This window comes from Streptomyces sp. NPDC057565, from assembly GCF_042801455.1.
GTDB lineage: Bacteria > Actinomycetota > Actinomycetes > Streptomycetales > Streptomycetaceae > Streptomyces > Streptomyces yanii.
Genome location: NZ_JBHVFU010000027.1, coordinates 50,661 through 75,417 on the forward strand (window position 1 = coordinate 50,661; position 24,757 = coordinate 75,417).

General features: G+C 67.9%; 19 protein-coding genes and 4 pseudogenes. 12 read left to right on the forward strand and 11 right to left on the reverse strand.

What is annotated here, in order from left to right; translation table 11 throughout:
* Window positions 1-80: 80 nt before the first annotated feature.
* Window positions 81-3,143, reverse strand: a complete 3,063-nt coding sequence (locus ACFU8W_RS32680; protein ID WP_384044865.1) for a TIM-barrel domain-containing protein — start codon at window positions 3,141-3,143, stop codon at window positions 81-83.
* Between the two features lie 324 nt (window positions 3,144-3,467).
* On the opposite strand from ACFU8W_RS32680, the pseudogene ACFU8W_RS32685 reads away from it, so the two are divergent.
* A pseudogene (locus tag ACFU8W_RS32685) lies at window positions 3,468-3,830 on the forward strand (transposase); the annotation flags it as partial.
* 327 nt (window positions 3,831-4,157) lie between these two features.
* Here the strand turns inward: ACFU8W_RS32685 and ACFU8W_RS32690 are convergent.
* The 4 genes and pseudogenes from ACFU8W_RS32690 to ACFU8W_RS32705 form a co-directional block, all read right to left on the reverse strand.
* A complete protein-coding gene (locus tag ACFU8W_RS32690) occupies window positions 4,158-5,069 on the reverse strand; it encodes a discoidin domain-containing protein (protein WP_384044978.1) in 912 nt (303 codons plus the stop codon).
* A 48-nt stretch (window positions 5,070-5,117) separates the two neighbouring features.
* Window positions 5,118-5,732 (reverse strand): annotated as a pseudogene (locus ACFU8W_RS32695) (family 20 glycosylhydrolase); the annotation flags it as partial.
* On the reverse strand, window positions 5,648-6,523 hold the full coding sequence (locus tag ACFU8W_RS32700) for a glycoside hydrolase family 20 zincin-like fold domain-containing protein (protein ID WP_384044869.1): 876 nt from the start codon (window positions 6,521-6,523) through the stop codon (window positions 5,648-5,650). The pseudogene ACFU8W_RS32695 and the gene ACFU8W_RS32700, both read right to left, overlap by 85 nt.
* 119 nt (window positions 6,524-6,642) lie before the next feature.
* Complete coding sequence (locus ACFU8W_RS32705; RefSeq protein WP_384044872.1) at window positions 6,643-9,024, reverse strand: Ig domain-containing protein; 2,382 nt, start codon at window positions 9,022-9,024, stop codon at window positions 6,643-6,645.
* 435 nt (window positions 9,025-9,459) lie between these two features.
* On the opposite strand from ACFU8W_RS32705, the gene ACFU8W_RS32710 reads away from it, so the two are divergent.
* From ACFU8W_RS32710 to ACFU8W_RS32735, 6 genes are all read left to right on the forward strand, one after another.
* A complete protein-coding gene (locus ACFU8W_RS32710; RefSeq protein ID WP_384044875.1) occupies window positions 9,460-10,254 on the forward strand; it encodes a FadR/GntR family transcriptional regulator in 795 nt (264 codons plus the stop codon).
* Between the two features lie 444 nt (window positions 10,255-10,698).
* Window positions 10,699-11,997 carry an ABC transporter substrate-binding protein gene (locus ACFU8W_RS32715; protein ID WP_384044878.1) on the forward strand — a complete coding sequence of 433 codons (1,299 nt, stop codon included), beginning with the start codon at window positions 10,699-10,701 and terminating at the stop codon, window positions 11,995-11,997.
* On the forward strand, window positions 11,997-12,998 hold the full coding sequence (locus tag ACFU8W_RS32720) for a carbohydrate ABC transporter permease (RefSeq protein ID WP_384044881.1): 1,002 nt from the start codon (window positions 11,997-11,999) through the stop codon (window positions 12,996-12,998). The genes ACFU8W_RS32715 and ACFU8W_RS32720 overlap by 1 nt, the downstream gene beginning before the upstream one ends.
* Before the next feature lie 38 nt (window positions 12,999-13,036).
* Complete coding sequence (locus ACFU8W_RS32725) at window positions 13,037-13,870, forward strand: carbohydrate ABC transporter permease (RefSeq protein WP_345513389.1); 834 nt, start codon at window positions 13,037-13,039, stop codon at window positions 13,868-13,870.
* 161 nt (window positions 13,871-14,031) lie between these two features.
* Window positions 14,032-15,039 carry an aldo/keto reductase gene (locus ACFU8W_RS32730; RefSeq protein ID WP_384044884.1) on the forward strand — a complete coding sequence of 336 codons (1,008 nt, stop codon included), beginning with the start codon at window positions 14,032-14,034 and terminating at the stop codon, window positions 15,037-15,039.
* A gap of 286 nt (window positions 15,040-15,325) precedes the next feature.
* On the forward strand, window positions 15,326-16,216 hold the full coding sequence (locus ACFU8W_RS32735; protein ID WP_384044887.1) for an amidohydrolase family protein: 891 nt from the start codon (window positions 15,326-15,328) through the stop codon (window positions 16,214-16,216).
* A gap of 66 nt (window positions 16,217-16,282) precedes the next feature.
* Here ACFU8W_RS32735 and ACFU8W_RS32740 read toward each other — a convergent pair whose 3' ends face one another.
* The 3 genes from ACFU8W_RS32740 to ACFU8W_RS32750 form a co-directional block, all read right to left on the reverse strand.
* Window positions 16,283-16,612: an L-rhamnose mutarotase gene (locus ACFU8W_RS32740; RefSeq protein WP_345513327.1), complete on the reverse strand. Its 330-nt coding sequence runs from the start codon at window positions 16,610-16,612 to the stop codon at window positions 16,283-16,285.
* A 109-nt stretch (window positions 16,613-16,721) separates the two neighbouring features.
* On the reverse strand, window positions 16,722-17,765 hold the full coding sequence (locus ACFU8W_RS32745; protein ID WP_384044890.1) for an enolase C-terminal domain-like protein: 1,044 nt from the start codon (window positions 17,763-17,765) through the stop codon (window positions 16,722-16,724).
* Window positions 17,766-17,795: 30 nt separating this feature from the next.
* Window positions 17,796-18,578: a FadR/GntR family transcriptional regulator gene (locus ACFU8W_RS32750; RefSeq protein ID WP_384044893.1), complete on the reverse strand. Its 783-nt coding sequence runs from the start codon at window positions 18,576-18,578 to the stop codon at window positions 17,796-17,798.
* 410 nt (window positions 18,579-18,988) lie between these two features.
* On the opposite strand from ACFU8W_RS32750, the gene ACFU8W_RS32755 reads away from it, so the two are divergent.
* Window positions 18,989-20,158 (forward strand): Gfo/Idh/MocA family protein, encoded by a 1,170-nt coding sequence (locus ACFU8W_RS32755; RefSeq protein ID WP_384044895.1) that lies wholly within the window; start codon window positions 18,989-18,991, stop codon window positions 20,156-20,158.
* 108 nt (window positions 20,159-20,266) lie between these two features.
* On the opposite strand, the gene ACFU8W_RS32760 is transcribed toward ACFU8W_RS32755, so the two are convergent.
* A complete protein-coding gene (locus tag ACFU8W_RS32760; protein ID WP_384044898.1) occupies window positions 20,267-20,593 on the reverse strand; it encodes a hypothetical protein in 327 nt (108 codons plus the stop codon).
* 219 nt (window positions 20,594-20,812) lie between these two features.
* On the opposite strand from ACFU8W_RS32760, the gene ACFU8W_RS32765 reads away from it, so the two are divergent.
* The gene (locus ACFU8W_RS32765) at window positions 20,813-21,049 is read left to right on the forward strand and encodes a hypothetical protein (RefSeq protein ID WP_384044901.1); all 237 of its coding nucleotides are present in this window, start codon (window positions 20,813-20,815) and stop codon (window positions 21,047-21,049) included.
* Between the two features lie 359 nt (window positions 21,050-21,408).
* On the opposite strand, the gene ACFU8W_RS32770 is transcribed toward ACFU8W_RS32765, so the two are convergent.
* On the reverse strand, window positions 21,409-21,795 hold the full coding sequence (locus ACFU8W_RS32770; RefSeq protein WP_384044904.1) for a universal stress protein: 387 nt from the start codon (window positions 21,793-21,795) through the stop codon (window positions 21,409-21,411).
* 244 nt (window positions 21,796-22,039) lie between these two features.
* Here ACFU8W_RS32770 and ACFU8W_RS32775 point away from each other — a divergent pair, with 244 nt between their 5' ends.
* Complete coding sequence (locus ACFU8W_RS32775; protein WP_384044907.1) at window positions 22,040-22,915, forward strand: universal stress protein; 876 nt, start codon at window positions 22,040-22,042, stop codon at window positions 22,913-22,915.
* 78 nt (window positions 22,916-22,993) lie between these two features.
* A pseudogene (locus tag ACFU8W_RS32780) lies at window positions 22,994-23,237 on the forward strand (acetate--CoA ligase); the annotation flags it as partial.
* 294 nt (window positions 23,238-23,531) lie between these two features.
* Here ACFU8W_RS32780 and ACFU8W_RS32785 read toward each other — a convergent pair.
* A complete protein-coding gene (locus ACFU8W_RS32785) occupies window positions 23,532-23,954 on the reverse strand; it encodes an Hsp20/alpha crystallin family protein (protein ID WP_345513361.1) in 423 nt (140 codons plus the stop codon).
* A gap of 190 nt (window positions 23,955-24,144) precedes the next feature.
* Here ACFU8W_RS32785 and ACFU8W_RS32790 point away from each other — a divergent pair.
* A pseudogene (locus tag ACFU8W_RS32790) lies at window positions 24,145-24,619 on the forward strand (nicotinate phosphoribosyltransferase); the annotation flags it as partial.
* Window positions 24,620-24,757: the final 138 nt, after the last annotated feature.

Here is a 24,757-nt window from a genome sequence, read left to right on the forward strand (position 1 = left end):
CCGCGCTCCGGTGACCCGTTACGGACCATTCCGCTGGAAACATCGGGATTGCCGAGATCGCTTGATGATCAAAGCAACGGTCAGTGGATCGTCAGGCTGTCCAAGTGCGCACCATTGGATCCGGCCGTGGTCGCGCGGATCGTGACCTTGCCCGCGGGCAGCGAGGTGGCGAGGGAGGTCGTCTTCCAGGTGGCCCACCCCCCGGTCGGGTGGAACGGCAAGGCGCTCTCGACAGGGGAGCCGTTGACCGACACGGTCAGCGGGCGATCACTCGCGCCGCCGTTGGCATAACGGAATGTCAGCGTCCTGGTTCCGGCGTCGGGAACGTCGACGGTCCACTCGATGAAGGCGCCGTCCGCCGAGGAGTCGGCGAAGCCGACGTAACCCGTCCCGGTGTACTCGGGGTGCCGTGTGTCGATGAACGCACCGGCCAGGGTGGCGCTCTCGACCTGGTGCACGATCCCGCCCGTGGCCGGTGGGAGCTGCTCGCCGCTCGGCTCGATCCGCGCGGCCACGCCGTTGCGCTTGGCCGCGGGGATCGAGGGTGTCACGACCGACAGAACCTTTTTGGCGGAATCCCACACCGTTCCGCTGCCGTTGACGACCGCCGCGGCCTCGCTGGTGAAGGTGGGCAGGGTGGCGCCGCCGTTGACGCGCATGCCGACGGGCGCGGCGAGACCGTGGAGCCGGACCACATAGCGGCGCGCGGTGGGTGCGCCGGAATAGGTTCCCCGAGGGTGGCGGATGACGACCTTGCGCGCCTTGTTGACGTAGGTCAGTTCGGTGACGCTCCGCTCGCCCAGCTGGTGGTCCTCGGTGACACCGTCGTCCTCGACAAGGGAGAACGCACCGTCGGCGCCGCAGTAGACGTCCAGCTCCAACTGCCGCTTGTTCATGTACTTCGTGCTCTGCGCGTAGGGGTACCGGGGCAGAATCGCACCGGCCCTGACGAACAGGGGTATCTCTCCGGTGTGGGTGGCGTAGGAGAGTTCGCCGCTGTCGGAACCGGTGTACGGGGTGTCGTTCCAGAAGTCGTACCAGGTGCTGCCCGCGGGCAGCCAGACCTGGGTGCTGCCGCCGCCGTCCGAGGTCAGTGGCGCGACCAGCAGCGAGGGGCCCCACAGGTACTGCAGGTCGTGCGCGTAGGCGGTGGCCCTGTCCTGGTAGTCGATGAACATGGCCCTGGCCATCGGCATACCGGTGGAGTTCGCCTGGTGGGCGATTGTGTAGATGTAGGGCATGAGGGTGTAGCGCAGCCGGCTGTACTTCGTGAAGTCCGCCTGCGCGTCCGTGCCCTGATCCAGCGGCCAGCGAGAGGCGCGCCGACCCGCGCTCGTCGTGTTGGCCGAGCCGTGCGGCCGCCAGATCGGCGAGAGGCTCGACCAGGCCGCCGGCCAGTTGCGGTAGAGGGGATCGGAGATCAGGCCGTTCGCGGCGGGGTGGTAGCCCCCGCCGTCGATGTTGGCGTAGGGGAAGCCGCCGAGGCCTGCGGCCTGCATTCCCCTGATCTGCATCCGCATCTCGTCGTAGGTGGAGTTGATGTCGCCGGTCCAGTAGTGGCCGTAGCGCTGCTGGCCCGCGGAGGCGCCCCGGCTCCAGTTCCACGGACGCTTGGCGCGCCCGACGTGCCCACCGGCGTCGGGATCCCAGCCTTCCTCGCCGACTCCCTTGTGCAGATAGAAGAAGTACGCGTTGCGCAGCTCCGACCACTTCCAGCCGTTGGCCGCCTCGGCGTTGTACGGGATGGGTCCCAGCTCGTCGGGCTCGTCCAGCCAGAGGCCGTCGCCGGGATACTTCAGAGTGGGGTCGAAGGCCTTCTTCCAGAAGACGCTCCACACCCAGGCGCGGGCGGCGGGGTTGGTCCAGTCGGGCACCGCGTCCTTCTGGTTCACCGCCGTGACGTCGGCGGCGTTGAAGCTGTAGCCGGGCGGCGGCCCCGCAACCCAGCCTTCCATCTCATTGGAGTTGTTGCGGTTGTAGTCCAGGGTGACCGTGACTCCGTTGGCAGCGGCCCACTCCTCGTATCCCGCGGGGTCGGGCCAGCGCACGTCGCTGAACTCGAACCACGATCCCGACCAGGCGCCCGAGCCCTGTCGCCAGCGGTTGTCGTTGACCTGGTGGTCGAACGGGAAACCGGCGGCACGGTGCTCGGTGATCTTCTGGCGCCACCAGTTCTGGTCGCTCACACTCGCGAAGTTCTTGTCCGACATCTGCAGGCCGAAGATGGATGCCTGGGGCAGCCGCGGACGTCCGGTGAGCTGCGTGTACTGGTCGAGCAGGCCGGCGAAGTCCGGGCCGTTGATGAGGAAGTAGTCCAGCTGGGGGCGGACACCCTCGGTGTTGTGATCGTCGGCGGAGAACGCATAGGGTCTGCTCCCGCCGAAGCTAAAGGTGGTGTCGAAGGTCGTGTTGAAGAAGACGCCGTACCCGTTGCTGGACAGATAGAGGGGGACAAGCGCAGGCGCCTGCGCGCCGCTCGCGGTGGAGTAGTTGTGCGCTACGAGATCGCCGGTCCGGTCGAGCTTGGGCGACCGCCCGAACGTTCCGTGTCCGGCCTTGATGAAGCGCTCGTCCGCGTCCGCCGTCGGCGGCACGAATTCCTGTGTGACCACACTGCTGTTGGGGCCGCCCCAGCCGAGACTGCGCGTGTCGTCCTCCTTGGCCAGCAGATTGCCGGCCTTCGTGGGGCGCGTGGAGTGCTTGCGATGGAACTCGAGGCGCAGGGGCTTCTTGTGCAGCAGGATCCGGATGCCGTCGAGGCCGGCGGTGGTGATCACGAGGGAGTCGTCGTGGTCGTCGACGCTCAGGCTGCCTCGCATCCGCGCATGGTTGCCGGGCACCACCATCTCGTAGCGCGAGTCCGGAAAGAACGTCTCACCTGCACGGACCGCCTGGACCCGCACCATTTGATCGCCATAGGCGGTGATCTTCAGCTGCTGGCCCGTGGCGCTGGTAGCGGTGAGGCTGCGGGTGTCCGACGTGTGGCTGGCGTAGTCGCCGAGTCTCTCTTGGCTCTCGGCATGAGCAGGGTCGGCGAGGAAGACCGAGGCGGCGGAGGCCGGCAGGGCTGCCGCGGTCAGACGCAGACCTAAGGCACCGACGGTGGCCCGGTTGAACTGACGGCGATTCATCGAGCTGGGCATGGTGACTCCTTGCGGCTCTTCGAAGGAGGGGCGAAAGAGCCATGGAAGGCTCCCCCGCATGAGAGATGACTCAGCTTTAAGTTCACGTATATATACGAAACTTGGACTCGTGAACGGAATATAGTCAAGCCGTGCTGGCGGTACAAGAGTGCGTGCATGGACTTGAAGGGACAGGTCTGGCACGACGGGCAGACCGACATCCGAGACCCCTGGCGGCAGACGGTTGCCGGACACTATGGACCGCTCCGGGTTCGGCAAAGATCGGGGGCCGAGTAGGAACCGCGCAGAGAGAGTGCGGTTTGGCGTCGCCCCGCCGGGCTCGCCATGCCGCACCGTCAAGGGCAAGGTGGCCGTCCAGAACCTCACCGCCGGCTTCCGGCTCCTACCCCAACTCGCCAAGGTACTGGACGTGCCGACCCCCTCCGTACGCAAGCCCGGCTCGGTCTCGAGCGCACCGGCGGCGCCTCACCCCGGACCGGGAACTTCCTGCCCTGTCGCCTCCACGACCTCCGGAACCAGAACCGTGCCGACCAACAGGATCCGAGATGGCAGAGGCTCTACGCTTCGCGCTCCGGTGGCGAGGGCACCATGAACGAGCTCGTCAACTGCCACCGGATGCGCCGCTGCCGTTACCACGGCGTCGCCAGAGCCCGTGTCCAGCACGTCCGGACCACGACCGCCGTCAGCATCGAACGCCTCAGCACCCAGGAGCCCGAGGACTCGACCTACCGCCCCGCCCACCCGGCCCGTCGAGACCCAGCGACAGGAATCCCCCCGATCCACAACGGGCGGCCGGCTTGCTCCGTGATCGCCGGCCCTGCCGCTGCCGCCGACTGGGCCAGGGCCGGCGTCGCGATCAGCGCCAGAGAACTGAGACCGCCGGCGATCAGGAAGCTTCTTCTGTCCACGATTCCCCCAAAGCAACATCTGTCCATATACCTCGCGTTTTACGTGGATGGTGGAATCGGTTGTGTAGTGGTGCCGACCAGCGCCATCACCGGTCGGCACCACGACTCAGCCGCGCAGGAGGTTCATCGCCGGGCTCGCGGCCCGGACCTCGAAGCGCCGGAGCGAATAGCCGAAGGACGACGTGCGCTTGATGCCCTGCATGCGGATGTACCGGCCCGACACGGGAGCGAAGGTGAGTTCGTCGATGCGGGCGCCCGCGGGCTTGTCCCTGACGGCGGTGGCCGTCTTCCAGTTCGTCCCGTCCTCGGAGACCTGGATGTCGTAGTCCTGTCCGGAAGCGGTCTCCCAGTCGAGCAGGACGCGGCGGACCGTCTGTACCTGGCCCAGGTCCACCTGGATCCATTCGCCGTCACGGTAGGCACTGGCCCAGCGGCTCGCCGGGTCACCGTCGGTGGCGTTCTCCGGTCCCAGGCTGGGCACTTCGGACGACGACGCGGTGGTCGGCCGGTGCAACGCCAGATCCGCTGCGTCGAACACGCGCATGCTCCACAGCACGGAGCCGTCCTGTTTGCGGGCCGCTTCGGTGCCGACGAGACGCACGTACCGGGCGGTGACCGGTTCGAAGGTGAGCGTGTCGGATCCCGCGGACGTGCGGTCCGTGCGGTGGGCCACCGTGGTCCAGGTCGTGCCGTCGCCGGACACCTGGATCGCGTAGTCGCGGCCGTGTGCGGGGGCCCAGTCCAGGTCGACCTTGGTGACGGTCTGCGGGCGGCCGAGGTCCACGCGGAGCCAGGCGTGATCTCCCGGGCCGCTCTGCCACTTGGTGGTGCTCACCCCGTCGAACGCCGCGTCGGCCGTGCCCGCAGACGCGGTCGCCGGCTTGCCCGTGCTGAGCTCTCCGTTGGCCGGGGTGGCCAGGGTCGTGGCGACCTCGGTCAGGCCCGTGCCCACTCCGAGCTTGCGCACGGTCGACATGAAATCGCTGTACGGGACAGCTGAGTTGGCACCGCTCCACATCTTCTGCGCCAGGACTCCGAAGGTGGGCTCCACCAGCTTGTGCACATCCAGTTCGGTGTAGCTGGACTTGGTCAGGTCGTTCCACACCGAGGACATGGCGCCGAGGAGTTGGGGGTCCTTCGGTGCGACGCTCTGGCCGTTGGGAAAGACGTTGGGTTCCCAGTTGTCGTAGAGGTACTTACCGTCCAGGCCGTGGCCGTGGTAGTAGCTCGCGAACGGGACGATGTAGAGCAGGGCGTCGTTGGTGTTGATGAACGAGTAGGCGTCCTTTTTGGCGGCCTGCGGGCCGTACCACGAGTTGTTCCAGCTGTTGAGGGTGACGTCGCGGTCGAAGCCCTCGGTGTTGGACGCCATCAGGGACAGGCTGCCCCAGGCGCGCGGGTGCTTGCCGAGCGTGCGGATGTGGGCGGCGATCTCGTTGAAGTAGGTCTTGTAGCGGGGTTTGTCGGACCGGTACTCGTCGGCGCCGAAGTGCACGTCCGGACCGCGGAACCACGGCGTGAACTCGTCGAACACCGACTTCATGAACGCGGTGGTCTCCGGCTTGGACAGATCCAGGTGGTCGGAGTCGCCGTTGTTCAGACCGAGGGACGGCTTGAAGCGGATGAACGCGAGGGAGTGTGCGGGGGCGTCGAACTCGGGGACGAGCGTGACGCCGTTGGCGGCGGCGGTGTCCTCGAAGGAGTCCCAGTCGCGCCGGTCGTACGCTCCGTCCTTCGAGGCCAGGCCGGACAGCGCGGGTTGTCGGTCTTGAGCCGGAAGCCGGCCTGGGCCTCGCTCCAGGGCCGGTCGCCCTTGAACCCGTTGTCGTTGAGGTGGATCTGGAACTCGTTGAGCTTGAACCAGCCCATGAGGCGGATGTAGTCCCGGATGAAGTCCGCGGTGAAGAAGCGCCGCCCGACATCCAGCGTGAAGCCCCGCACTTTGTAGTTCGGCCAGTCCACGGCGGTGCCCACGGGGACGGAGTCACGACCGTCGTCGAGCAGCAGGATCTGCAGGAGCGTACGGGTGCCGTAGTAGACGCCCTTCGCCGTCGGCGCGGCGATCCGCACGTTCTCGCCGGTGACGGTGAAGGTGTAGCCCTCTTCCATGAACCGGGCCCTGTCCACCGCTTCGGGCAGGGTGGGATCGATCGACAGCACGATGTCGCCGCTCTGCGGATGGCGCGGCGACAGGGCCGGCTTGCGTCCCGTGACCTGCTCGATCTCGTCCGGGAGCGTGGCAAGTTGGTCGCGCAGTCGGCCGCGCTGTGCGCCGGCGAACACGATGCGACTGTGCCGGCGCAGCTCGAAGAATCCGGTGCTGCCCTGCCACTTCTGGAGGGCGGGCACCACTGCGGGTTTACCGTTGACCGGGACGGGGTCGGCGCTCGCCGGCGTGGCGGGAACGGCGAGGGCGAGCAGGGAGACCATTAACGCGAGAAGGCACAGCAACTGTCCTGGACGCACTCTCATGTGAAACTCCAAGCGTTCTCAATGGATTCGTTCCTGGAGGTCCGTGCGGGTGACGCGAAGAAAAGCAAGTGCCGAATGCGCCGTGCCCCGGCCGAGGCCGGGGCACGGCACGGCCGCGGTCACGGCCGGGTCGTCACCTTGTAGGTGATCTTCGCGTCGGCGACGCTCCCGCCGTTCCTGGCGGTGATGGTGAACTTGCTCGTGCCGGTGGCGGTCGGGATTCCGGTGATGCCACCGGTGTCCTGGTTGAGGGTCAGGCCGCTCGGGAGGCGGCCGTCGGTGACCTCGTAGCGAATGGTCCGCGGAATCGTCGAGGTCACCTTGAAGGCGTACAGCTTTCCGACCCGGGCGTCCGTCGGCTCCGGCGTGGCGAAGCCCGGCTTCGGGGCCTTGATCGACTGCGGGTCGCCGATCGGCTGACCGGACGTGTCCATCTCCTGCAGCGTCCACTCGGCGTCCGGCGTGACCTCGGTCAGGTGCCAGTGCCTGCTCGCGACGCCCAGTTGCTTCTTCTGCTCAGCAGTGAACGCACCGGCTGCGCGCACCGACTCCCACATCCGGACGGCGGCGAGCAGCGCGGTGGAGTTCTGCCCGGACTGGAGGCCGTTCACGGAGGTCTCGAAGTTGACGCCGGCGTCGAGGGAGGCCGCGTGCGCCAGGGTGTCCTCGATCTTCTGCAGGGCGTCGTTGCCCGAGAGCCCTTGCTGGCCCATCATCCCGGGCAGGTAGTTCGCCCGGTAGAAGGTGTTGCTGCGGATGATCTGTGCGTAGCTCGTGGGGCCGATCTCACCCCAGCTCGCCCTGGATTGGGCGTCCCAGGTGTTCGACGCGAGGTTGCTGCACTCGGTGATGAAGTTCTTGGTGGTGACCTGCCGGTGGACGCCGTTGACGAGCCGTGCGAAGCCGTAGCCGCCCCAGCCGTTGTAGCCGGTGCCTTCAAGGCCGTCGTAGGACGTGGCGTGGACGCCGCTGGTGTTGTAGGCGGTGGCCAGCCGGGTCGCGATCTCGTCGGTGATCGGCAGACTGGCCAGCGCGCCGCCGTAGCCGTTCTGGATGAGCCGGGCGACGGTGGTGCCGGCCGGGTAGTCCTTGGCGGCCGAGGACCACTGTGCCCGCTTGAGGCCGCCGACCTGCCACTCGGTGTTGCTGACCTTGGTGACGGAGCCGTAGGTGATGAACTCGTCGCCGATCCGCAGCCGTTGACCGTCGACGCCGGAGGCCAGCAGGCCGCTGGCATCCACATACAGCGTGGTGTCCGACCCGGCCAGCGGGCGGGTGAGCCGGGCGGAGCCGCCCAGCGCGAGCCGTGGATCGGCCGGCGCCTTCACGTACGGGTCGTTGGTGTCGATGAAGGTGGACAGGGTGTGCACCCCGACCTCGATGCCCTCCTTCGCCGCCGCGGCCACCAACTGGGCGGCCGCCGCGTCCGATCCGCCGAAGTTGCCGTTGAACTGGTAGTGCCCGTGCGACACCCAAGGCCCGTTGCCGCTGATCGCGTAGATGTTCCGCACCCCGGCCTGCGCGGCGAGCTTGGCGGCCGCGGTGACGTTGCCCGTGTTGAGGTCGTGGACCCAGAAATGGGTCTGTGAGGTGCGCTGGGCCACCTTCTGCCACTGGCCGTCGAGGGTGGGGTACGCCTGGCCGTGCTCCTTGGCTATCTGGCTGAGCACGGTCAGGGCGAGATCCGGCGCACTGCCGAACAGGGCGATCTTCGACCCGACGATCCGGCCCTCCGGCCCAGGCAGCGGGCCGAGCGGGATCTCGTAACCGTTGGTGCGCTGCCGGACGCGTGCCTTGCTGTAGTCGTAGGTAGTGGCGCGCAGGACACTGCCCCACGTGGTCTTCGCGGCGACGTTGCTCGCCAGCCACTCGTCCTTCTCGCCGGTCTGCAGTCCGTACGGATTCCAGACGAGATCGGGACCGAACCCGTACGCCAGATGCTCGTTCGGCCACCCGCCCACTGTCTTGTCGTTCAGCGGCCGGACCCCCATGACGAAATCGGAGTTGGCGACCACACCGACCGTCTCGCCGATGGTGTCGTCGAGCGTCGTCGGCAGCGGACCCCACAGCAGCGTCTGCACGTCCACACCCGAGGCGGCTGTCAGGCCGACGACTTCAAGTGTGGAATGCGTGGGAAACCCGACGGCCTCTACCTGGATCGTCACGCTCTCGCCGACGAACTCCAGGACCTGCCGGTGGTGCGCCCGGTCACGCGACACGACCCGCACCTTCGCGGGAACCACGTGCTTGCCGTCGGCCACCACGCTGACCAGCGGCACGGGGGTGTCCTTGGCCAGGTGGTCGGTGCCGTCGCGCAGGTCCACCAGGCTGTCCACGTGCCCGGAGCCGCTGATGCCCACCGACAGGAAGCCCGCCCCGATCCGTAGCGACGGGGATGCCTTGGGCCTGGCCGTTCGCGCGGCATGCGCGGGGCCGGCGGCCATGGCCACGGCCGTGGCCGAACTCAAGCCGCTGGCAACCAGAAAGCGACGCCTGTCCATATGTCCTCCTAGGTGAAGTGACTCTCGATGACGCGCGGGATCGCTGATCAACTGCCCGTGAACAGCGCAGAGGGCCGCAAGGCCGGCAAACGTCCAGCGACGAACGAGGTCACCTGGATAGTTCGTATTCTTCAGCGGAGATGGTTCGCGCTCTTCCGGGGAGCGGGATCGGTGGGCGGCCGTGAGCCGGAGGACCCATAGGCCTGCCCGTGCAGGGAAGAGCGCTTGCTTCTCCTGTGTAACTACCGCAGCACAAGTGCGGTCTAGCGTGCACGGCACGCGAGCGGCCGTCAAGGCTTAGTTCGGATCTATTCCCGATGGCGCGGGTGCTCCGTGGGGCGATCCGAGCACCCCTGAACCGGCGGCCCAGGAGGTATCTTGGGGGCCCAGCACTTGGCATTTCGTGGCCTGCATGCATCGGATACATGGAGCAACATGACTGGATCTTCCCGGCCCGCGTCCGCGGCATCGGATTCGGAGACGGAGGCGGCTCCCTACCGTCCCGGCTACGAGGTCGCGGCGGAGCGCATCCTGGAGTACGTCGCCCGGCAGGGGATGGGGCCCGGTGACCGGCTGCCGACGGAGAAGGATCTGGCGGCCGAAGTGGACATGAGCAGGACGGTGGTGCGAGAGGGCGTCAAGATCCTCTCGGCCCTCGGGAGGCTCTCGGTGGAGAAGGGGCGCGGCATTTTCGTGGCGCATCCCAGGAACGACCTGTGGTCCGACACTTTCTCCCGGTTCCTGCCGACCGACCCGAGCCGCGTCGGTGAACTGTTCGAGTTCCGGCGCTTCACCGAGGCCGAGACCAGCGGGCTCGCGGCCACGCGGGCCACACCGGTTCAACTCAGGGCGATCCGCGAGGCGGCGCAGCGCTCGGCGGAGGCCGCCGAGCGCGACGACCACGAGTCGTTCGGCCGGGCCGATGCGGAGTTCCATCAGGCGATCGGCGCGGCAGCGGGGAACGCATTCCTCTCCAGCCTGGTCGACGCGATCCAGCGGCTGCAGCGCCAGGTCACCATCGTGGCCCTGGCCGACTCCGCACCGGGATCACTCACCGGGGCCGCGGAGCAGCACCTGGCGATCCTGGAAGCGATCGGGGCCGGTGAGCAGGAACAGGCCTCCGCCCTCATGACCCGCCATATCGACACGACGGAACTCCAGGTCCAACGAGAGATCCGCAACCGCATCTTCGCCGCTCCCGCCGGCCCGGACGGCCCGGACGGGGCGTGACCGTGAACGACGGCCTCGATCAGTAGTGCCCCGTCGGCCCCCGCCCCGCCGCCCACGCCGGAAACGACCGGGCGACGGGGCGGGGGAAGCGTGCCGGGGTCGTAAACCGCGCCCCGACGCGTCTCGTTCCTGTGAAGCGAATCCGTAGGGTCCGGCGAAACCCTAGCGGCATGTATCAGATCTATTGCTTCTTGATTGAGGTAATAACTCCGTCTCATCTCTTGACATGCCGTCGTGCGCGGACTTCCATACTCCAAGGTGCCCTGAGGGGCGAACGCTGAGGAGAAGCAGTCGCCCCCGAGAGCAGCAGGACTCTGGGAAGAGTCTGAACCATGTGACGGATTCGGTGGACGGTCGGCAGCGGGATTCCCTCTCTCGTCTCGGTACGAGCAGACAGCGACTCGGTACCGCCCCCGGACAACGACGGGTTAGGGGAAGTTGGACATGACGCGCAATCCGATACTCACGAGAACCGCCGCCCTCGCAGGTGCCCTCCTCCTGGCCGGGTGCACGGCTGGCAGTTCCGGTACGAGTGCGTCCAAGGGCGACGGCGACAAGGTGACCCTGACGTTCCTCACCTTCGAGACGCCCAATCTGGACGCGAAGTACTGGGACGCCGCGATCGCCCGCGCCTCGGCGAAGGTGCCCGGAGTGACGATCAAGAAGCTCGTGTCGCCCAGTGCTGACCGCACCGGATACGCGAAGCAGCTGGACAGCACTGGGCAGTTCCCGGACGTCATGATTGGGCTGAACCCCGCCGGATTTGCCGAGGCGGGCAAGCTGGCGCCGTGGACGGACAAGGAACTGGCGGCGTACGAGAACCCGCACGCCAACACGTACGGCGGCAAGGTCTACCAGCTGCCCTATGCCGCCCAGACGACGCTGGTCTACTACAACAAGAAGGACTTCGCGGCGGCCGGCATCGCCACCCCGCCGCGCATGTACAGCGAACTGTTGGACGACAGCGCCAAGTTGAAGAAGAAGGGCATCAATCCCTTCGTGGTCGGCGGTGGTGGCAAGGATTCCTGGGCCGACATGTTCCCGCTGATCTGCACGGTGGCCACCGACGTCTACAAGAAGACGCCGGACTGGCTGTCCCAGCGCGGCCAGGGCAAGGTCAAGTTCACCGACGAGGCCTTCGTGACCGCCGCCCAGAAGGTCGCCGACCTGGCCGGCAAGGGCTACATCGACCGGGCGGGGCTGTCTCGTTCCTACGCCGACACCGAGCAGGCCTTCCGTGACGGCAAGGGCGCGATGTATCCGATGGGCAGCTGGTTCTCCGCCTCGGCCGACGCGAAGAAGCCGAGCTTCGACACCGGGGTGTTCGCATGGCCGACCGACCAGGGAGCCCCGGCACTTCCGGGCGTCCTCGGCGGCGGAATGACGGTGAGCTCCAAGGCGTCGGACGTGCCGCTGGCCAAGAAGTGGGCGAAGGCGTTCATGGAGGACCAGAAGAACCTGGACGCCGGCGTCAAGGCCGACGGGCTCATCATCGACATCAAGGGCTACACCGCGCCGGACAATATGGGTCCGGTCTACAAGGACACCGTGAACGCGTACCGGCAGGCCCAGAAGGGCGACGGAATCGTCAACTCCTTCTCCCAGGAGACCGGTGACGGCTCCCTGCCGCCGGGCATGGCCGACAAGGCCGCCACCGGCATGCAGAAGCTCCTCAGCGGACGCATGACGGCCAAGGAATTCGGCGCCTACATGGACGAGCAGTGGGACAAGGCCACCCGATAATGCGCATACGCACCCTGACCCGACCGGAGGGTTCCGCTGCCGCGCCCGCGGCGAAGGACACGGCAGCGGCCCGCCGACCACAGAACGCCCCCGCGCGGCGGTCGTCGCGACCGTCCCGGCGCTTCCGCCCGAACGGCGGACCGGGCCGCTTCGCCGTCTTCGCGGCTCCGGGACTGCTGGCCTATCTGGCCCTCGTCCTGGTACCGATCGGCATGACCGCCGGCTACAGCCTCACCAACAAGAACCCCTTCAACCCGCCGACCCGGTGGGTGGGCCTGGACAACCTGACGAACCTGGTCTCCGACGACGATTTCCTCAAAGCACTGCAGAACACCGTCGTCATCACCGTGATCGTGACCCTCGTGACCAACGCGGGCGGGCTCGCGATCGCTCTGCTCCTCGACCGGCGCGGCTGGCTGTACAACGCCCTGCGCAGCGTGTTCTTCGTGCCGGTCGTGCTGAGCGCCGTGGTGGTCAGCGTCATCTGGCAGGCGATCCTCGTCGACGACGGCCTGCTCAACTCCATGCTGAGCCAAATGGGCGTGAGCCATCCGCCGGGCTGGCTGTCCGACCCGAGCCTCGCCCTCTACACGGTCTCGTGGGTCATCGCCTGGCAGGGACTCGGCTTCTGCGTGGTGATCTACCTGGCCGGCCTGCAGGGAATCCCGCAGGAGTTGCACGAAGCGGCCGCGATCGACGGCTGCGGACCGTTGATGCGGTTCCGCCATGTCACCTGGCCGATGCTGGCACCCGCCGTCACCATCAACACGGTCATGTCACTGATCGGCGGATTCAAGGCCTACGACCAGATCCAGGTCCTCACCAACGGCGGCCCCGGCCCCGGCACCACATCCACCCTCGCCTTCCAGGTGATCCAGACCGCGTTCAACGGCAACCACGTCGGCTACGCCTCCGCGATGGCCGTGGCGATGCTGATCCTGGTCGCGACCGTCTCCGTGATCGCGCTCGGGTGGCTGCAGAAACGCGAGGTGTCCGCATGAGCACGAACACGAAGATGAACCCGGACCTGAACGCGAGCATGAACAGGGGTGGAACAAGGGCGTGGATACGCCCGGTCGTCGCGCTCCTCGCCGGCCTGCTGTTCTTCCTGCCGATCTACCTCGTGCTGGTCAATGTGTTCAAGGACGGTTCGGCGATCGTGTCGAACCCGGTCGGCCTCCCGGTCCCACCGACCCTGGACAACATCCAGAGCGTGCTGTCACGCCCGGACCACCTCTTCTGGTACGGGCTGGTCAACAGCACGGAGGTCACCGTGATCTCCATCCTCGTCATCACCGCGATCTCCGCCATGCTCGGCCACTACCTGGCCCGGTCGACCGGCGTCCTGTCCAAGGTCATCATGGTCGTCCTGCTCTGCGGTCTCATGGTGCCGCCCGCGGTGATCCTCACCCCGATCACCGAAGTCCTGCGCACGCTGGGGCTGATGAGCAGCGTGCCCGGACTGGTCCTGGCATACGTCGGCTACTACATGCCCTTCGGGGTATTCGTCTTCGCGGGCTTCGCCAAGACCATCCCCCGAGAGCTCGAAGAAGCCGCGGCGATCGACGGCGCCGGAGCGTTCCGCGCCTTCTGGCAGGTCGTCTTCCCGCTGATGCGACCGGCGTCGGCCAGCGTACTGATCTTCCTCGGCGTCTGGATCTGGAACGACTTCCTCAACCCGCTGATCGTCCTCGGCCCGGCCGCCGGCACCACGGTGACCGTCGGCATCTACCGCGCCATCGGCGAACACCAGGCCGACTACGGCTCCGTCTTCGCCCTCATGTTCCTGGCGACCCTGCCCATCCTCGTCTTCTACCTGGCCTTCCAGAAGCAATTCGTCAAGGGCCTCACCGGAGGAGCGACGAAGGGCTGAGATCGGCCGGTACGGCTGGGCATGTGACAGGGGGGCGGGGACCGACGCAAGCTCCGCCCCCCTGTCACATGTCGCGGACTTCGGACGCTCACGCCCCTTCACGCCCGTTCATGTCCGTTCACGTCCCTTCAGCGAGAGGCACTCCTCACCCCATGCACCCCATGCACCCCACAGCACCCGTGCGCACCGCCACCGCCGTCGACGCACTTTCACTGGGTGCCGCCGCCCTGGGGAACCTGTTCCACGCGGTCAGCGACGAGGACGCGGCCGCCACCGTGGAGGCCGCGTGGGCCTGCGGCATCCGTGCGTTCGACACCGCTCCGCACTACGGACTGGGTCTGTCCGAGCGCCGGCTGGGAGCCGCGCTGCGCACCCGGCCCCGTGTGCAGTTCACGCTGTCCACCAAGGTCGGACGCCTGCTGCGTGCACGCGCAGGGCTGCCCGGCGACGACCTGGCGAACGGCTTCGCCGTCCCGGCCACCCACGAGCGGGTGTGGGACTTCACCGCCCGCGGTGTACGCACCAGCGTCGAGGAGAGCCTCACCCGGCTCGGCCTCGACCGCGTGGACACCGTCTATCTGCACGACCCGGACGGCCACGAGCGCGAGGCCTTCGACTGCGCCTACCCCGAGTTGGAGCGGATGCGTGCGGAGGGGATGGTCGGTGCGATCGGTGTCGGCATGAACCAGACCGCGATGCCGACACGCTTCGTCCGCGACACCGACATCGACGTAGTCCTGCTGGCCGGCCGCTACTCCCTGCTCGACCAGAGTGCTCTGGCCGCACTGCTGCCGCAGGCGGCGCAACGTGGAGTGTCCGTGCTGGTCGGCGGGGTGTTCAACTCGGGCCTCCTCGCCGATCCCCAGCCGGGCGCGACCTTCGATTACGCACCGGCCCCAGCACACCTGCTGGACCGGGCGCTGGCCCTGCGCACACTGTGCGAGACCTTCGGGGTTCCGCTGCGGGCAGCAGCCCTGCAATTCCCGCTGGGGCACCCGGCGGTGGCCGGTGTGCTGCTCGGGGCACGCAGCGCCGCCGAGGTGACGGACGCCACCGCGATGATCAGTCACCCCGTCCCCGAGGAGATGTGGCTCGCCCTGCGTGCCCACGGTCTGCTGCCGCCGGGCGTGCCGGTGCCTGCACCGCGTCAGGACGGCGTACTTCCTTGATCGCGGACGGCGGTGTGCGACCGGGTCCGCGGACCGCAGGCTCCCCGTACTGTTTCGGCTTTATCCTTGCGCGCCTCTCGCGGGTCGCGGCATGGCACCGATACTGCTCTGAAACTTCCGTCGCGGAAACGCCTCGGGCATCGGGCGACGGCCAAGGCGACAAGCGTCGTGGAGTGGTTCGTATCAATCGTTCGCGGCACAGGGCCGGGTCCGGGCCTTGGCCCGGACCCGGCCGTTCTCTCTGTGCACCCGCTCCATCAGCACCTTCGCCAGATACAGGAACATCATGCCGAGCACATTGTCAGAAACAACCGACCTGACTGAGCCCGTCCCCGTGACCATCATCGACGCCCACCAGCACGTCTGGGACCTGTCGGTCCGCGACCAGGACTGGATCACGGGCCCCGAACTCGCCCCGCTGCGACGCGACTTCACCCTCGACGACCTGCGACCGCAGGCCGCGGCCGCCAGTGTCGACGCCACGGTGCTGGTCCAGACGATCTGCGTACCCGAGGAGACACCCGAATACCTGGCGCTGGCCACGGCCGACCCGCTGGTGGCCGGCGTCGTCGGCTGGACGGACCTGACCTCACCCGCGGTCGCGGACGCCCTGGCCGCACTGCGCGCGCTGCCCGGTGGCGACCGTCTCGTCGGCATCCGCCACCAGGTACAGGGCGAGGACGAGGCCGACTGGCTGCTCCGTCCCGACGTGGGCCGCGGCCTGGCCGCCGTCGCATCCGCCGGCCTCGCCTACGACCTGGTCCTGCGCCCTGAACAGCTGCCCTCGGCAGTCGCCGTGGCGAGGCAGCGGCCCGAACTCAACTTCGTACTGGACCACTTGGGGCAGCCACCGATCCGCCCTCGTCGACCGGACACCTGGGCCGCAGACCTGGCCGCCCTGGCCCGCCTCCCCAACACCGTGGCCAAACTTTCCGGGCTCGTCACCGAGGCCGACCGGCACACCTGGAGCCCCACCGACCTGCGGCCGTTTGTGTCGGTCGCGCTGGAGGCCTTCGGCCCGGAGCGGCTCATGTTCGGCTCGGACTGGCCGGTGTGTACCCTGGCGGCCGATTACGAACAGGTGGTTGCCGTCGGCCGCGAGCTCGTGGCGGACCTGTCGGAGCACGAGCGGACGGCGGTGTTCGCAGGCACGGCCGCGAGGGTCTACGGTCTGTGACCCGCGGCAGGCAAGCGGCAGGGGGCGGACGCAGCTGCGTCCGCCCCCTGCCGCTTGCCCCTGATGTCACTCGAGATGGAAGACCTCTTCGGCGGGTGCCCACCACTCGCCGTCGCCGACGCTGTCCAGTGGCTGCTGGCAGGGGTCGGTACGGGCCCACCAGGTGCGGGTGACCGGGCATTCGGCGATGAGCGCGGTGTCGGCCGCGTAGTCCTCGCCGGTGTATTCGAGGTAGCTGAAGAGCAGGCCGTCACGCAGGAAGATCGAGTAGTTTCCGATGTTGGCGCGCTTGAGGGTCGCGAGGACCTCGGGCCAGGCCGCCGCGTGCAAGGCACGGTATTCCGCCTCGAGTTCCCCACGCAGGCGTATGACCGAGGCGTAGCGTTGCACGGGCATGGTGTGGCTCCTTTCACGAGGCGCTGAGGCACTGAGGCGTTGAGACGCTGGAAGCTGAGACATCGTCAAGTACATTCTGTAGCTGTCCTGTTGGTTCGGGGAGGAGTCGTCACCAGCCCGGTTGGTCGAAGCCGATGCCGGGGGCTGTCGGTGCCCGCACCAGCCCGTCGGCACCGACCGCCGGCTCGCGCTGTACGGGGTTGGTGTACACGAGGGACTCGTAGTAGGTGGTGTTGGGGATCGCCATGCACAGGTGGGCGTTGACCACTCCGCTGCCGTGCACCTCGGCCCGCAGGTTGTAGCTCTCGGCCAGGTGTGCGATGCGCAGGGCTCCGGTGATTCCGCCTTTGTACTGCGCGCTGGTGCGGACCCGGCTCGCCGCGCCCGCCATGATGAAGTCGCCGGTGTTGAAATGCGCGCCGTCGGAGGTCTCCGCGACCAGCAGCGGAATGTCGACCTGCTCGGCCAGCCACCGGTGGGCGGTCACGCTGAACTCGCGCATGGGCTCCTCGTACCACAGGTAGTCCGCCTCGGACAGTGCGCGGCCGAGGTACACCGAGTCCGCGAGGTCGAACCCGGCCGAACCGTCGTACATGAGCGGGACGTCGTCACCGACGTGGGCCCGCAGCTTCTGGCACAGGTCCGCGTCGGCTCGCGGGTCTCCCCACGCGTGCAGCTTGATGGCGGAGTAGCCGAGCTCCAGGCACTGGTCGGCCACATCGAGGTACTCCTCGACGCTGCCGAAGGTGACCGTGCTCGCGTAGGCGGGGATGGCCTCGCGGTAGGGGCCGAGCAGCCGGTGGACCGGCTGCCCGGCCGCAAGGCCGGCCAGGTCCCACAGCGCTACGTCGATCAGGCCGAGCGCGTAGATGGGGAATTCCTCTATGCGGTCCAGCTCCCACAGTCGATGCCACAGCAGCTCGCGCATCAGCGGGTCGCGGCCGAGCAGGTCCTCACGTATACGGCGCTTCACTAGATCGGCGACGATCAGCCCACGTCTCGTGTGCGCCTCGCCCACCAGGCCTTCGTCCGTGTGGACCCGCAGGATCCCGCCCACGACCGCCGGCTCCGAACCGGGCAGCCCTGCTCGCCACCGGAAGGGCGGCTGAGCGGGCAGATCGACCAGTTCCACAGTCACGTCGGTGATTCGCATGGATGTCCTTCATGGGTGGTGGTGTGGGGTTCAGGTGTGGGGGTGGAGGTGGTGGGGGGTGATGCGGTGTCGGATGTGTTGTTGGAATTGGTGGGTGGTCTGGTCGATGTGGTGGGCCATGAGGGTGTGCGCGTGCGTGTGTTCGCCGGTGGCGATGGCGTGGGCGATGGCTTCGTGCTGGGCGGCGGCGTCGTGCAGGGAGCCGCCCGCGAGGCCGGCCAGTCCTATGGCGGTGACCTGGTGTTGCAGGCGACGCAGGGTGTCGATGGTGGCGGTGAGGAAGGAATTGTTGGTTGCGATGGCAATGGCGGTATGGAAGGTGTCGTCGGCGTGGCTGAAGGCGTCGATGTCACCTTGCTGGGCGGCTCGGGTGGACTGGTGGGCGGCCGCTCGGACGGCTTTGACCTGGGCGGGGGTGGCGCGTTGGGCGGCCAGGCGGGCGGTGGTTGTTTCCAAGTGTCGCCGGAATTCGAAGAGTTCGTCGACCTGGTGCAGGTCGGCGGGCAGGAAGTGGGTGAGGGAGTGCTGCCAGGAGGACTGGTCGGGCTGGGCGACGTAAATGCCGCGACCCTTGTGCACGGAAAGCCGGCCCAGCGCGGCGAGGATCTTCACCGCCTCGCGGACCACGGTCCGGCTCATCCCCACCTGGTCGGCCAGGTCCTGCTCGGTGGGCAGCCGGGCGCCGGGCTCCAGACCGGCCAGGACGAGGTACTCGAGGATGCGTTCGGCCGCGACCTCGTAGCCGGGGCGGTAACCGGGCCCGTCGCCCGGGGGTTGCGGCGCGGGTGCGATGCTGCGGGCTGCGCGGGTCAACGGCGCTCCCCTTTCACGTCGATCCATGTCACGGCGGTCCGGACGGCACAGCGGTCCGTGTCGGGCGTGAGGTCGCCAAGCGACATAGAGGCGCCTCATGCGCGATATGTTTCGGATACATCAGCCAATCCGGGGCCAGTGAATCACATTCAAACTCTTGACGCCAGGATCCGGCGAGCCCAGACTCGTTCCGTCCCACACCGGCCGCCCCGCCCTACCTCTCACCGGGTCGGCATCTCTCCCCCGCCGGGCCGCAGCACCCCCGAGAGCCTGGCTGCCCTGGCGATCGACGTCACCCCGACCCCCTCGGAATCAGGCACAAACCCACCACGCAACCGGATATGTTCCAGATCTATCATCCGGTCATCCTGGCCCTGCTGGGGTCGAAACCTTCTGAAAGGGCAAGCACCTTGGACGACATCAGGCTCGGCGTCATCGGCCTGGGCAATCGCAGCGACCTGGCCGACCTGGCCCACCAGCCCGGATCGGGCTCACTGGTGGCCGCCGCCTGCGACCGCGACCGACAGTTGCTGGCGCGCGCCGAACAGCGATTCGGCACCCAGGTGCGGACCGCCGTGGATCACCACGAGCTGCTCGACGCGGGACTCGACGGCGTGATGGTGCTGACTCCGGACCACACGCACGAGGAGATCGGCCTGGACTTCCTGGAGGCCGGTGTACCGGTGTTCCTGGACAAACCGATGGCGATCACTACCGAGGGCTGCGACCGGCTGCTCGCAGCAGCCGGCCAGTACCGGACCCCGCTGTACGTGGGCCACAACATGCGGCACATGCCGGTCGTAGTGGCCATGCGTGAACTGATCGTCAACGGGGCGATCGGCGAGGTCAAGGCCGTCTGGTGCCGCCATTTCGTCGGCCACGGCGGAGACTTCTACTTCAAGGACTGGCACGCCGACCGCCGCAATACCACCGGCCTGCTGCTCCAGAAGGGCGCCCACGACATCGACGTCATCCACTGGCTGGCCAGCGGATACACCCGGCGGGTGAACGCCATGGGCGGGCTGACGGTCTACGGGGGCATCGACTCACACCGCGACCGCAGCGGGGAGCGGATGACCGAGTGGCTCTCGACGGAGAACTGGCCACCACTGAGCCATACCGGTCTCCACCCGGTAGTGGACGTGGAGGACCTGAGCATGATGCAGATGCAGCTGGACAACGGAGTCTTCGCGAGCTACCAGCAGTGCCACTACACACCGGACTACTGGCGCAACTACACGGTGATCGGCACCGAGGGGCGCCTGGAGAACTTCGGCGACTCGGAGGGAGCTGAGGTCCGCGTGTGGAACCGCCGCTCCGACTACCGCGCCGAGGCCGATCTGGTGGTGCCCGTGCACACACCGACCGGCACGCACGGGGGCGCCGATCCCGTGCTGATCACGGAATTCCTGCGGTTCGTACGGGACGGCGGAGCCACCGTCACCTCGCCCGTCGCGGCCCGCGAAGCGGTGGCCGCCGGCTACGCGGCCACCATGTCGCTGCGGGACGGCGGCCGGGCCGTCGAGGTCGAGGCCCTGGACCGGAAGGTGGCCGCGTACTTCGGGCACGGCCAGAGCTGATTCAGGCGGAAGCCGGCGGAAGCGTAGGCTGGAGTCCTTGTGTGTCGTTCCCGCCCTTCGGCACGGGCCTTCAGACGCGCAAGGTTGCCACTTGTGCCGGCCATGTCTTCAGCGTCGGGCAACGCGCTGCTGTGCTTCTTCGCGGCGGGTGTGTTCGCAGTCCGGGCACAGACCGCCCTGCGTGGGGCGGTAGCTGTCGAGGCCCGTCCTGCCGGGCTCGACATGGGCCTGGCAGGACGGGCACGCCCAGACCGCGTCCAACCGGGCCGGTTCCCCGCCCCGGTACTGCTGCTCCAGACCGCGGGTGGCCTCGTGCTCCTGGCGGCGCTGCTCCTCGCGTGCGTCGTACTCGTCCTCCGTTCCCGTGTCGGTGAGGGCGTCGGTGATCGACTGCCAGTCGCTGTGGCCGAAGCGCCATACCTGAGGTACTGACATCACGGTGCCGAACACCACCGGCAAAAACCCACGGATCATCGCTCACGGCCGCGTTCATCGGCGTCGTCGCGGCCCACCCGCACAAACCCATCCTTCGGATGGCGGATCCACGATCCCGCACCCCTCAACCAAAACCAGGCACCTGACCAGCAGGAATGGCGAAACGCACTGGACTGCCAACGCGGGCCGAATACCCGCTCAGCGAGGATGATGGCGCTTGTGCGGGCGTTCCGAGCGGGGGCGGGTTGTGCGGATCTGATTGCTGAGGACGAACCGTTCCTCGCGCGGGCCCTGGCCGCTGGGCTGCGCCAGCAGTCCCTGGCGGTGGACGTGGCCGCGGACGGGGCGCAGGCGCTGGAGCGGCTCGCGGCCATCGCTTTCGACGGGGTGGTCTCGGTCTCGGAGCACATCGCGTACCGGACCGACGACGCCCGGCGTTCACCCACTGGCACGTGAGACATCCACGCCGGGGGTTCACAACTGCTGGGCCGGCACATCGTTTTGGCGAACATGAACACGATGGGGTGAACGGCGCGACGAGCTGCGGGCATGCCCGGCGGGGTGTGCGTAACGTTCTCGGTGCGATCCGGGACGCCGGGTGTGGTGTCAGCGGTCGGGGCCCCCGTGTCACCAGCGAGATGGTTCGGGGCCTCCCCGTCGCCTCCGGCCACACCCACATGGCCAGGTCGTAGGGATTCCGCCCGCCCGGGACGGACCGCATACGGGATATGCGCCGCCGACCGGGACGCGAAAGCGGAGGACCAGTGCGCCCAAGACCGTTCGGGGCGTGCCGGTGAGCCAGGACTCACTCCCGCTCACTGCCCAGGAACGGTCGGAGAAAGCCTGGCGGGGGACCGCCAGCCCCCGCTGAAGTGACGAGCACGCCGCCTGCCGTAGCTGACCGAACCAAGGAGCAGCCCGGCAAGATCACCAAGGCCTCTGGGCCCGAGGACCAGCGCGAAGGCATTGCGCCCGTTGCTGACCAGGGCGGACGCCGCGCCCTCATGCAGCACCTCGCTCGACAGCGGAACCGCAGGAATGCCCTTCCTGGACCGTTCCGAGGCAACGGCGATCAGGCCGAGCGCCTCATCGTTCGGCGCGGCCGCATGCACGAGGTGGAGAGGGACATCATGTCGGACCGCCTCGTCGACGGCCCAGTCCACCGCCTCAAGGCTCGCCTCGGATCCGTCGATGCCGACCACCAGAGGAAGCGCCATCGCTCATGTCTCCTCTCGTGCCGGGTCCCGCGTGCGCTCCAGGACAGTTTGGGGTACTCCTCGGATGAGGAGCGGTTGTGCTTCGACGAGCTGACACAGACGCTCGTACATCGAGTACCCCTTACGGTCGCCTGCACCGCCTATGACAAGGGCAGCGGGATGGCAGCAGGCTGGACAGACGGACTCGGTCACCGCCGTTCCAGCTTCTTGAGAGACGGAGGAAGCCTCCATGGCGCCAGTGATCACCGTGGGTCTCGACGGCTCACCCGAGAGCCTTGCCGCTGCCCGTTGGGCCGCTGACGAAGCCGAGCGGCGCCGGCTCACTCTGCGCCTGCTGCACGCGTGGCCTCTGCTGGTCCCGGAACCGACCCTTGTCCCCGCGGAGGTGGATCAGAACTACTGGGCGAAGCGGCTCGTGCACAACGCGCGAGCGGAGCTCCAAGCACGCCACCCCGGTCTCTCTATTGTCGGCAACCTGGTTGCCGACGACGCCCAGGACGCATTGCTGCGGGCGGCCTCGGAGTCCGAGATGATCGTGCTCGGCTCGCGGGGGCTGGTGCCCGTCGAGAGCTACTTCCTGGGCGACATCAGCATGCCCGTCGTGGCTCGGGCTGACCGGCCGGTGGTTCTGGTACGTGCCGAAACGCAGGAGGAGTGGCCGCCGCCCATGCCAGGTACCGCAGGCGACGTAGTGGTGGCACTGAAACTGCACGGCCCATGCGAAGACCTGCTCGAATTCTCCTTCGCCACCGCCGCAGCGCGGGGCATGCCCCTTCGGGCCCTCCATGGTCGAAGTGTGCCGCTCCATGCATATGCGCCCTGGGGTGTGGACCACGATGTCACCCATGAGATCAGGCAGGACGCACAGCACCACCTGAGCCAGGCTCTCCGACCCTGGCTCGAGAAGTTTCCGCAGGTCGCAGTGACCGACAGCATCGACCTCGAAAGCCCCGCCAAGACCGTCGTACGAGCCGCCGAGGGCGCCGGGCTGCTGGTGGTCGGCCGACGCAAGCACCGTCCCGCCCTGGCACCACGCCTGGGGCCTGTTGCCCAAGCCGCCATCCATCACGCGCGATGCCCTGTTGCCGTCGTTCCCCATGACTGAGCCGAGCCGCCGCGGGGAGCCGATGACGCCAGTACACGAGCCCTGATGCTCCCCAGCCACCATGCCTCCCGGCGGGATGCCGCCGACGGCTGGTGCCTGACCGGTGACTTGGTCAGGCGGAGCGGGCGGCTGGTACCGGTTCGTCGGCCGCGCCGACGACGTCATCAGGTCGGCCGGTCACCTCATCGGCCGTTTCGAGGTCGAAAGCGCACTGATGGAGCACCCGGCCGTCGCCGAGGCCGGGGGCATCGGACGAGCGGACCCCGTGGCGGGGAACATCGTCAAGGCGTTTGTGCCGTTGAACCCCGGCGTCGAGCCGACTCCACACGAGCCAGCTGCTGAGCGGTTGCGCAAGTCGCTGTGCACCATTGGTAACGGCGGCTTCACCACCCGTGGTGCGGTGCCGGGGAGCAGGGCAGGCCTGGTGCACTGCCCTGCGATGCCCAGGCCGTGAGTCATGCGTGACGACCTTCGACGCACAGGCTGATGGCGATCTCGGGCGGCGAGTCCAGAGTGTTCTTGACCGTAAAGTGAGACACGACTGCGTGCAGGGCCTGTTGCCGCTCCCTGGGCAGAGCAGGTGCACGCACCTTGAGCTGGGCGCGCCGGGTACGGATCACGTGGTGTGCTTGATTTCGATGTGCTTGGCCTCCGCCTTCTCCTCACGGAGTCCCACACTGATGGTGAGCATGCCGTTGGTGTAGTCGGCCTGGATGTCGTCCTCGTTCGCGTCGGCGGGCAGGGCGACGCTGCGGCTCATGGACCCGTAGCGGATCTCGCTGCGGTTCTTGTCCACTTCGCGTTCCGTGCGCTCAGCCTTGACAGTGAGAATGCCGTCGTCGATGACGACGTCGATGTCCGCGGGGTCAATGCCCGGGAGTTCCGCGCGTATGGCGTAGCGGCCGTTCTCGATGTAGTCCTCGATCCGAACCGTCGAGAGGTCGCTCATCGTGGGCATGGCGAATCGCGTGGGGAAAGCCTCGAACCAGTCGGGCAGGTCCGGGAACGAGAACCTTTGCCTGCGTGCAATGGTGGTCATGGCCGTGCCTCCTCGGCGTGTACGCCTGTTGGCACGTCCAGTCCACCACGCCCGATCCGCACATGCTGGGGCCGAACAGTCCGTAGTGGGGCCCGAAGGTCCCGCCTGTGAGGTGGCGGAACCTGGGGGCTCAGACCAACGGGTGGTCTCGCGTCCCGGCCGCCCAGCACCGCCGTATCGACTCTTCATGTTCCGCGGTCCGCAAGCCGGCTTTCAGGCCACGCGGCTCGGTGCCTGGTCGGTTCCGCGGCCACCAGCAATGTCGCCGCGGCCACCGCTCTGGGGATCACGGCTTCGGGCACCATGGTCCACTCCTGCATCGAGGCATTCCCCAGCGAAGAAGAGGCGTTCCGCGCCTCCGTGCGAACCCACCCAGGCCCGGTCACCTTCCTCGTCGATACCTACGGCACCGATCGGGGAGTCACGACCGCGGCACGAGTCCTCAGGGAGATTCACCGCGGGCCGGGCTGTGCGATCCGGCTGGACAGCGGTGACCTCGCAAAGTTGGCACAACGGGCACGCAAGGTACTCGACGTCGCAGGCCTGCCCGACGTTCGCATCATTGCCAGTGGTGGTCTGGACGAGTACGCCATCGACGATCTGGTGCGGGCAGGAGCCCCGATCGACGTGTACGCGTGGGCACGCGTGATGGGTCGACCGCCGACCGGAGGACACGGGCTCGGCCGCGGCGACGCATCCGGTCAGGCTGCCCGGACAGCTCATGGTGTGGGCGATAGAGGGCGACGACATGCTGGGGCCGGCGTCCACCGGCCGTCGAGGCCGTCCCCCCGTCCGCTCGGCCG

Excerpts from the sequence above, each read along its gene's own strand:
- ACFU8W_RS32715 (WP_384044878.1), top strand. The coding sequence starts at position 10,699 with ATGACGCGCAATCCGATACTCACGAGAACCGCCGCCCTCGCAGGTGCC.
- ACFU8W_RS32760 (WP_384044898.1), bottom strand. The coding sequence starts at position 20,593 with ATGTCAGTACCTCAGGTATGGCGCTTCGGCCACAGCGACTGGCAGTCG.
- ACFU8W_RS32710 (WP_384044875.1), top strand. The coding sequence starts at position 9,460 with ATGACTGGATCTTCCCGGCCCGCGTCCGCGGCATCGGATTCGGAGACG.
- ACFU8W_RS32680 (WP_384044865.1), bottom strand. The coding sequence starts at position 3,143 with ATGCCCAGCTCGATGAATCGCCGTCAGTTCAACCGGGCCACCGTCGGT.
- ACFU8W_RS32785 (WP_345513361.1), bottom strand. The coding sequence starts at position 23,954 with ATGACCACCATTGCACGCAGGCAAAGGTTCTCGTTCCCGGACCTGCCC.
- ACFU8W_RS32775 (WP_384044907.1), top strand. The coding sequence starts at position 22,040 with ATGGCGCCAGTGATCACCGTGGGTCTCGACGGCTCACCCGAGAGCCTT.
- ACFU8W_RS32730 (WP_384044884.1), top strand. The coding sequence starts at position 14,032 with ATGCACCCCACAGCACCCGTGCGCACCGCCACCGCCGTCGACGCACTT.
- ACFU8W_RS32705 (WP_384044872.1), bottom strand. The coding sequence starts at position 9,024 with ATGGACAGGCGTCGCTTTCTGGTTGCCAGCGGCTTGAGTTCGGCCACG.
- ACFU8W_RS32735 (WP_384044887.1), top strand. The coding sequence starts at position 15,326 with ATGCCGAGCACATTGTCAGAAACAACCGACCTGACTGAGCCCGTCCCC.
- ACFU8W_RS32690 (WP_384044978.1), bottom strand. The coding sequence starts at position 5,069 with ATGTGGAGCGGTGCCAACTCAGCTGTCCCGTACAGCGATTTCATGTCG.
- ACFU8W_RS32700 (WP_384044869.1), bottom strand. The coding sequence starts at position 6,523 with ATGAGAGTGCGTCCAGGACAGTTGCTGTGCCTTCTCGCGTTAATGGTC.
- ACFU8W_RS32720 (WP_384044881.1), top strand. The coding sequence starts at position 11,997 with ATGCGCATACGCACCCTGACCCGACCGGAGGGTTCCGCTGCCGCGCCC.
- ACFU8W_RS32725 (WP_345513389.1), top strand. The coding sequence starts at position 13,037 with ATGAACAGGGGTGGAACAAGGGCGTGGATACGCCCGGTCGTCGCGCTC.
- ACFU8W_RS32740 (WP_345513327.1), bottom strand. The coding sequence starts at position 16,612 with ATGCCCGTGCAACGCTACGCCTCGGTCATACGCCTGCGTGGGGAACTC.
- ACFU8W_RS32745 (WP_384044890.1), bottom strand. The coding sequence starts at position 17,765 with ATGCGAATCACCGACGTGACTGTGGAACTGGTCGATCTGCCCGCTCAG.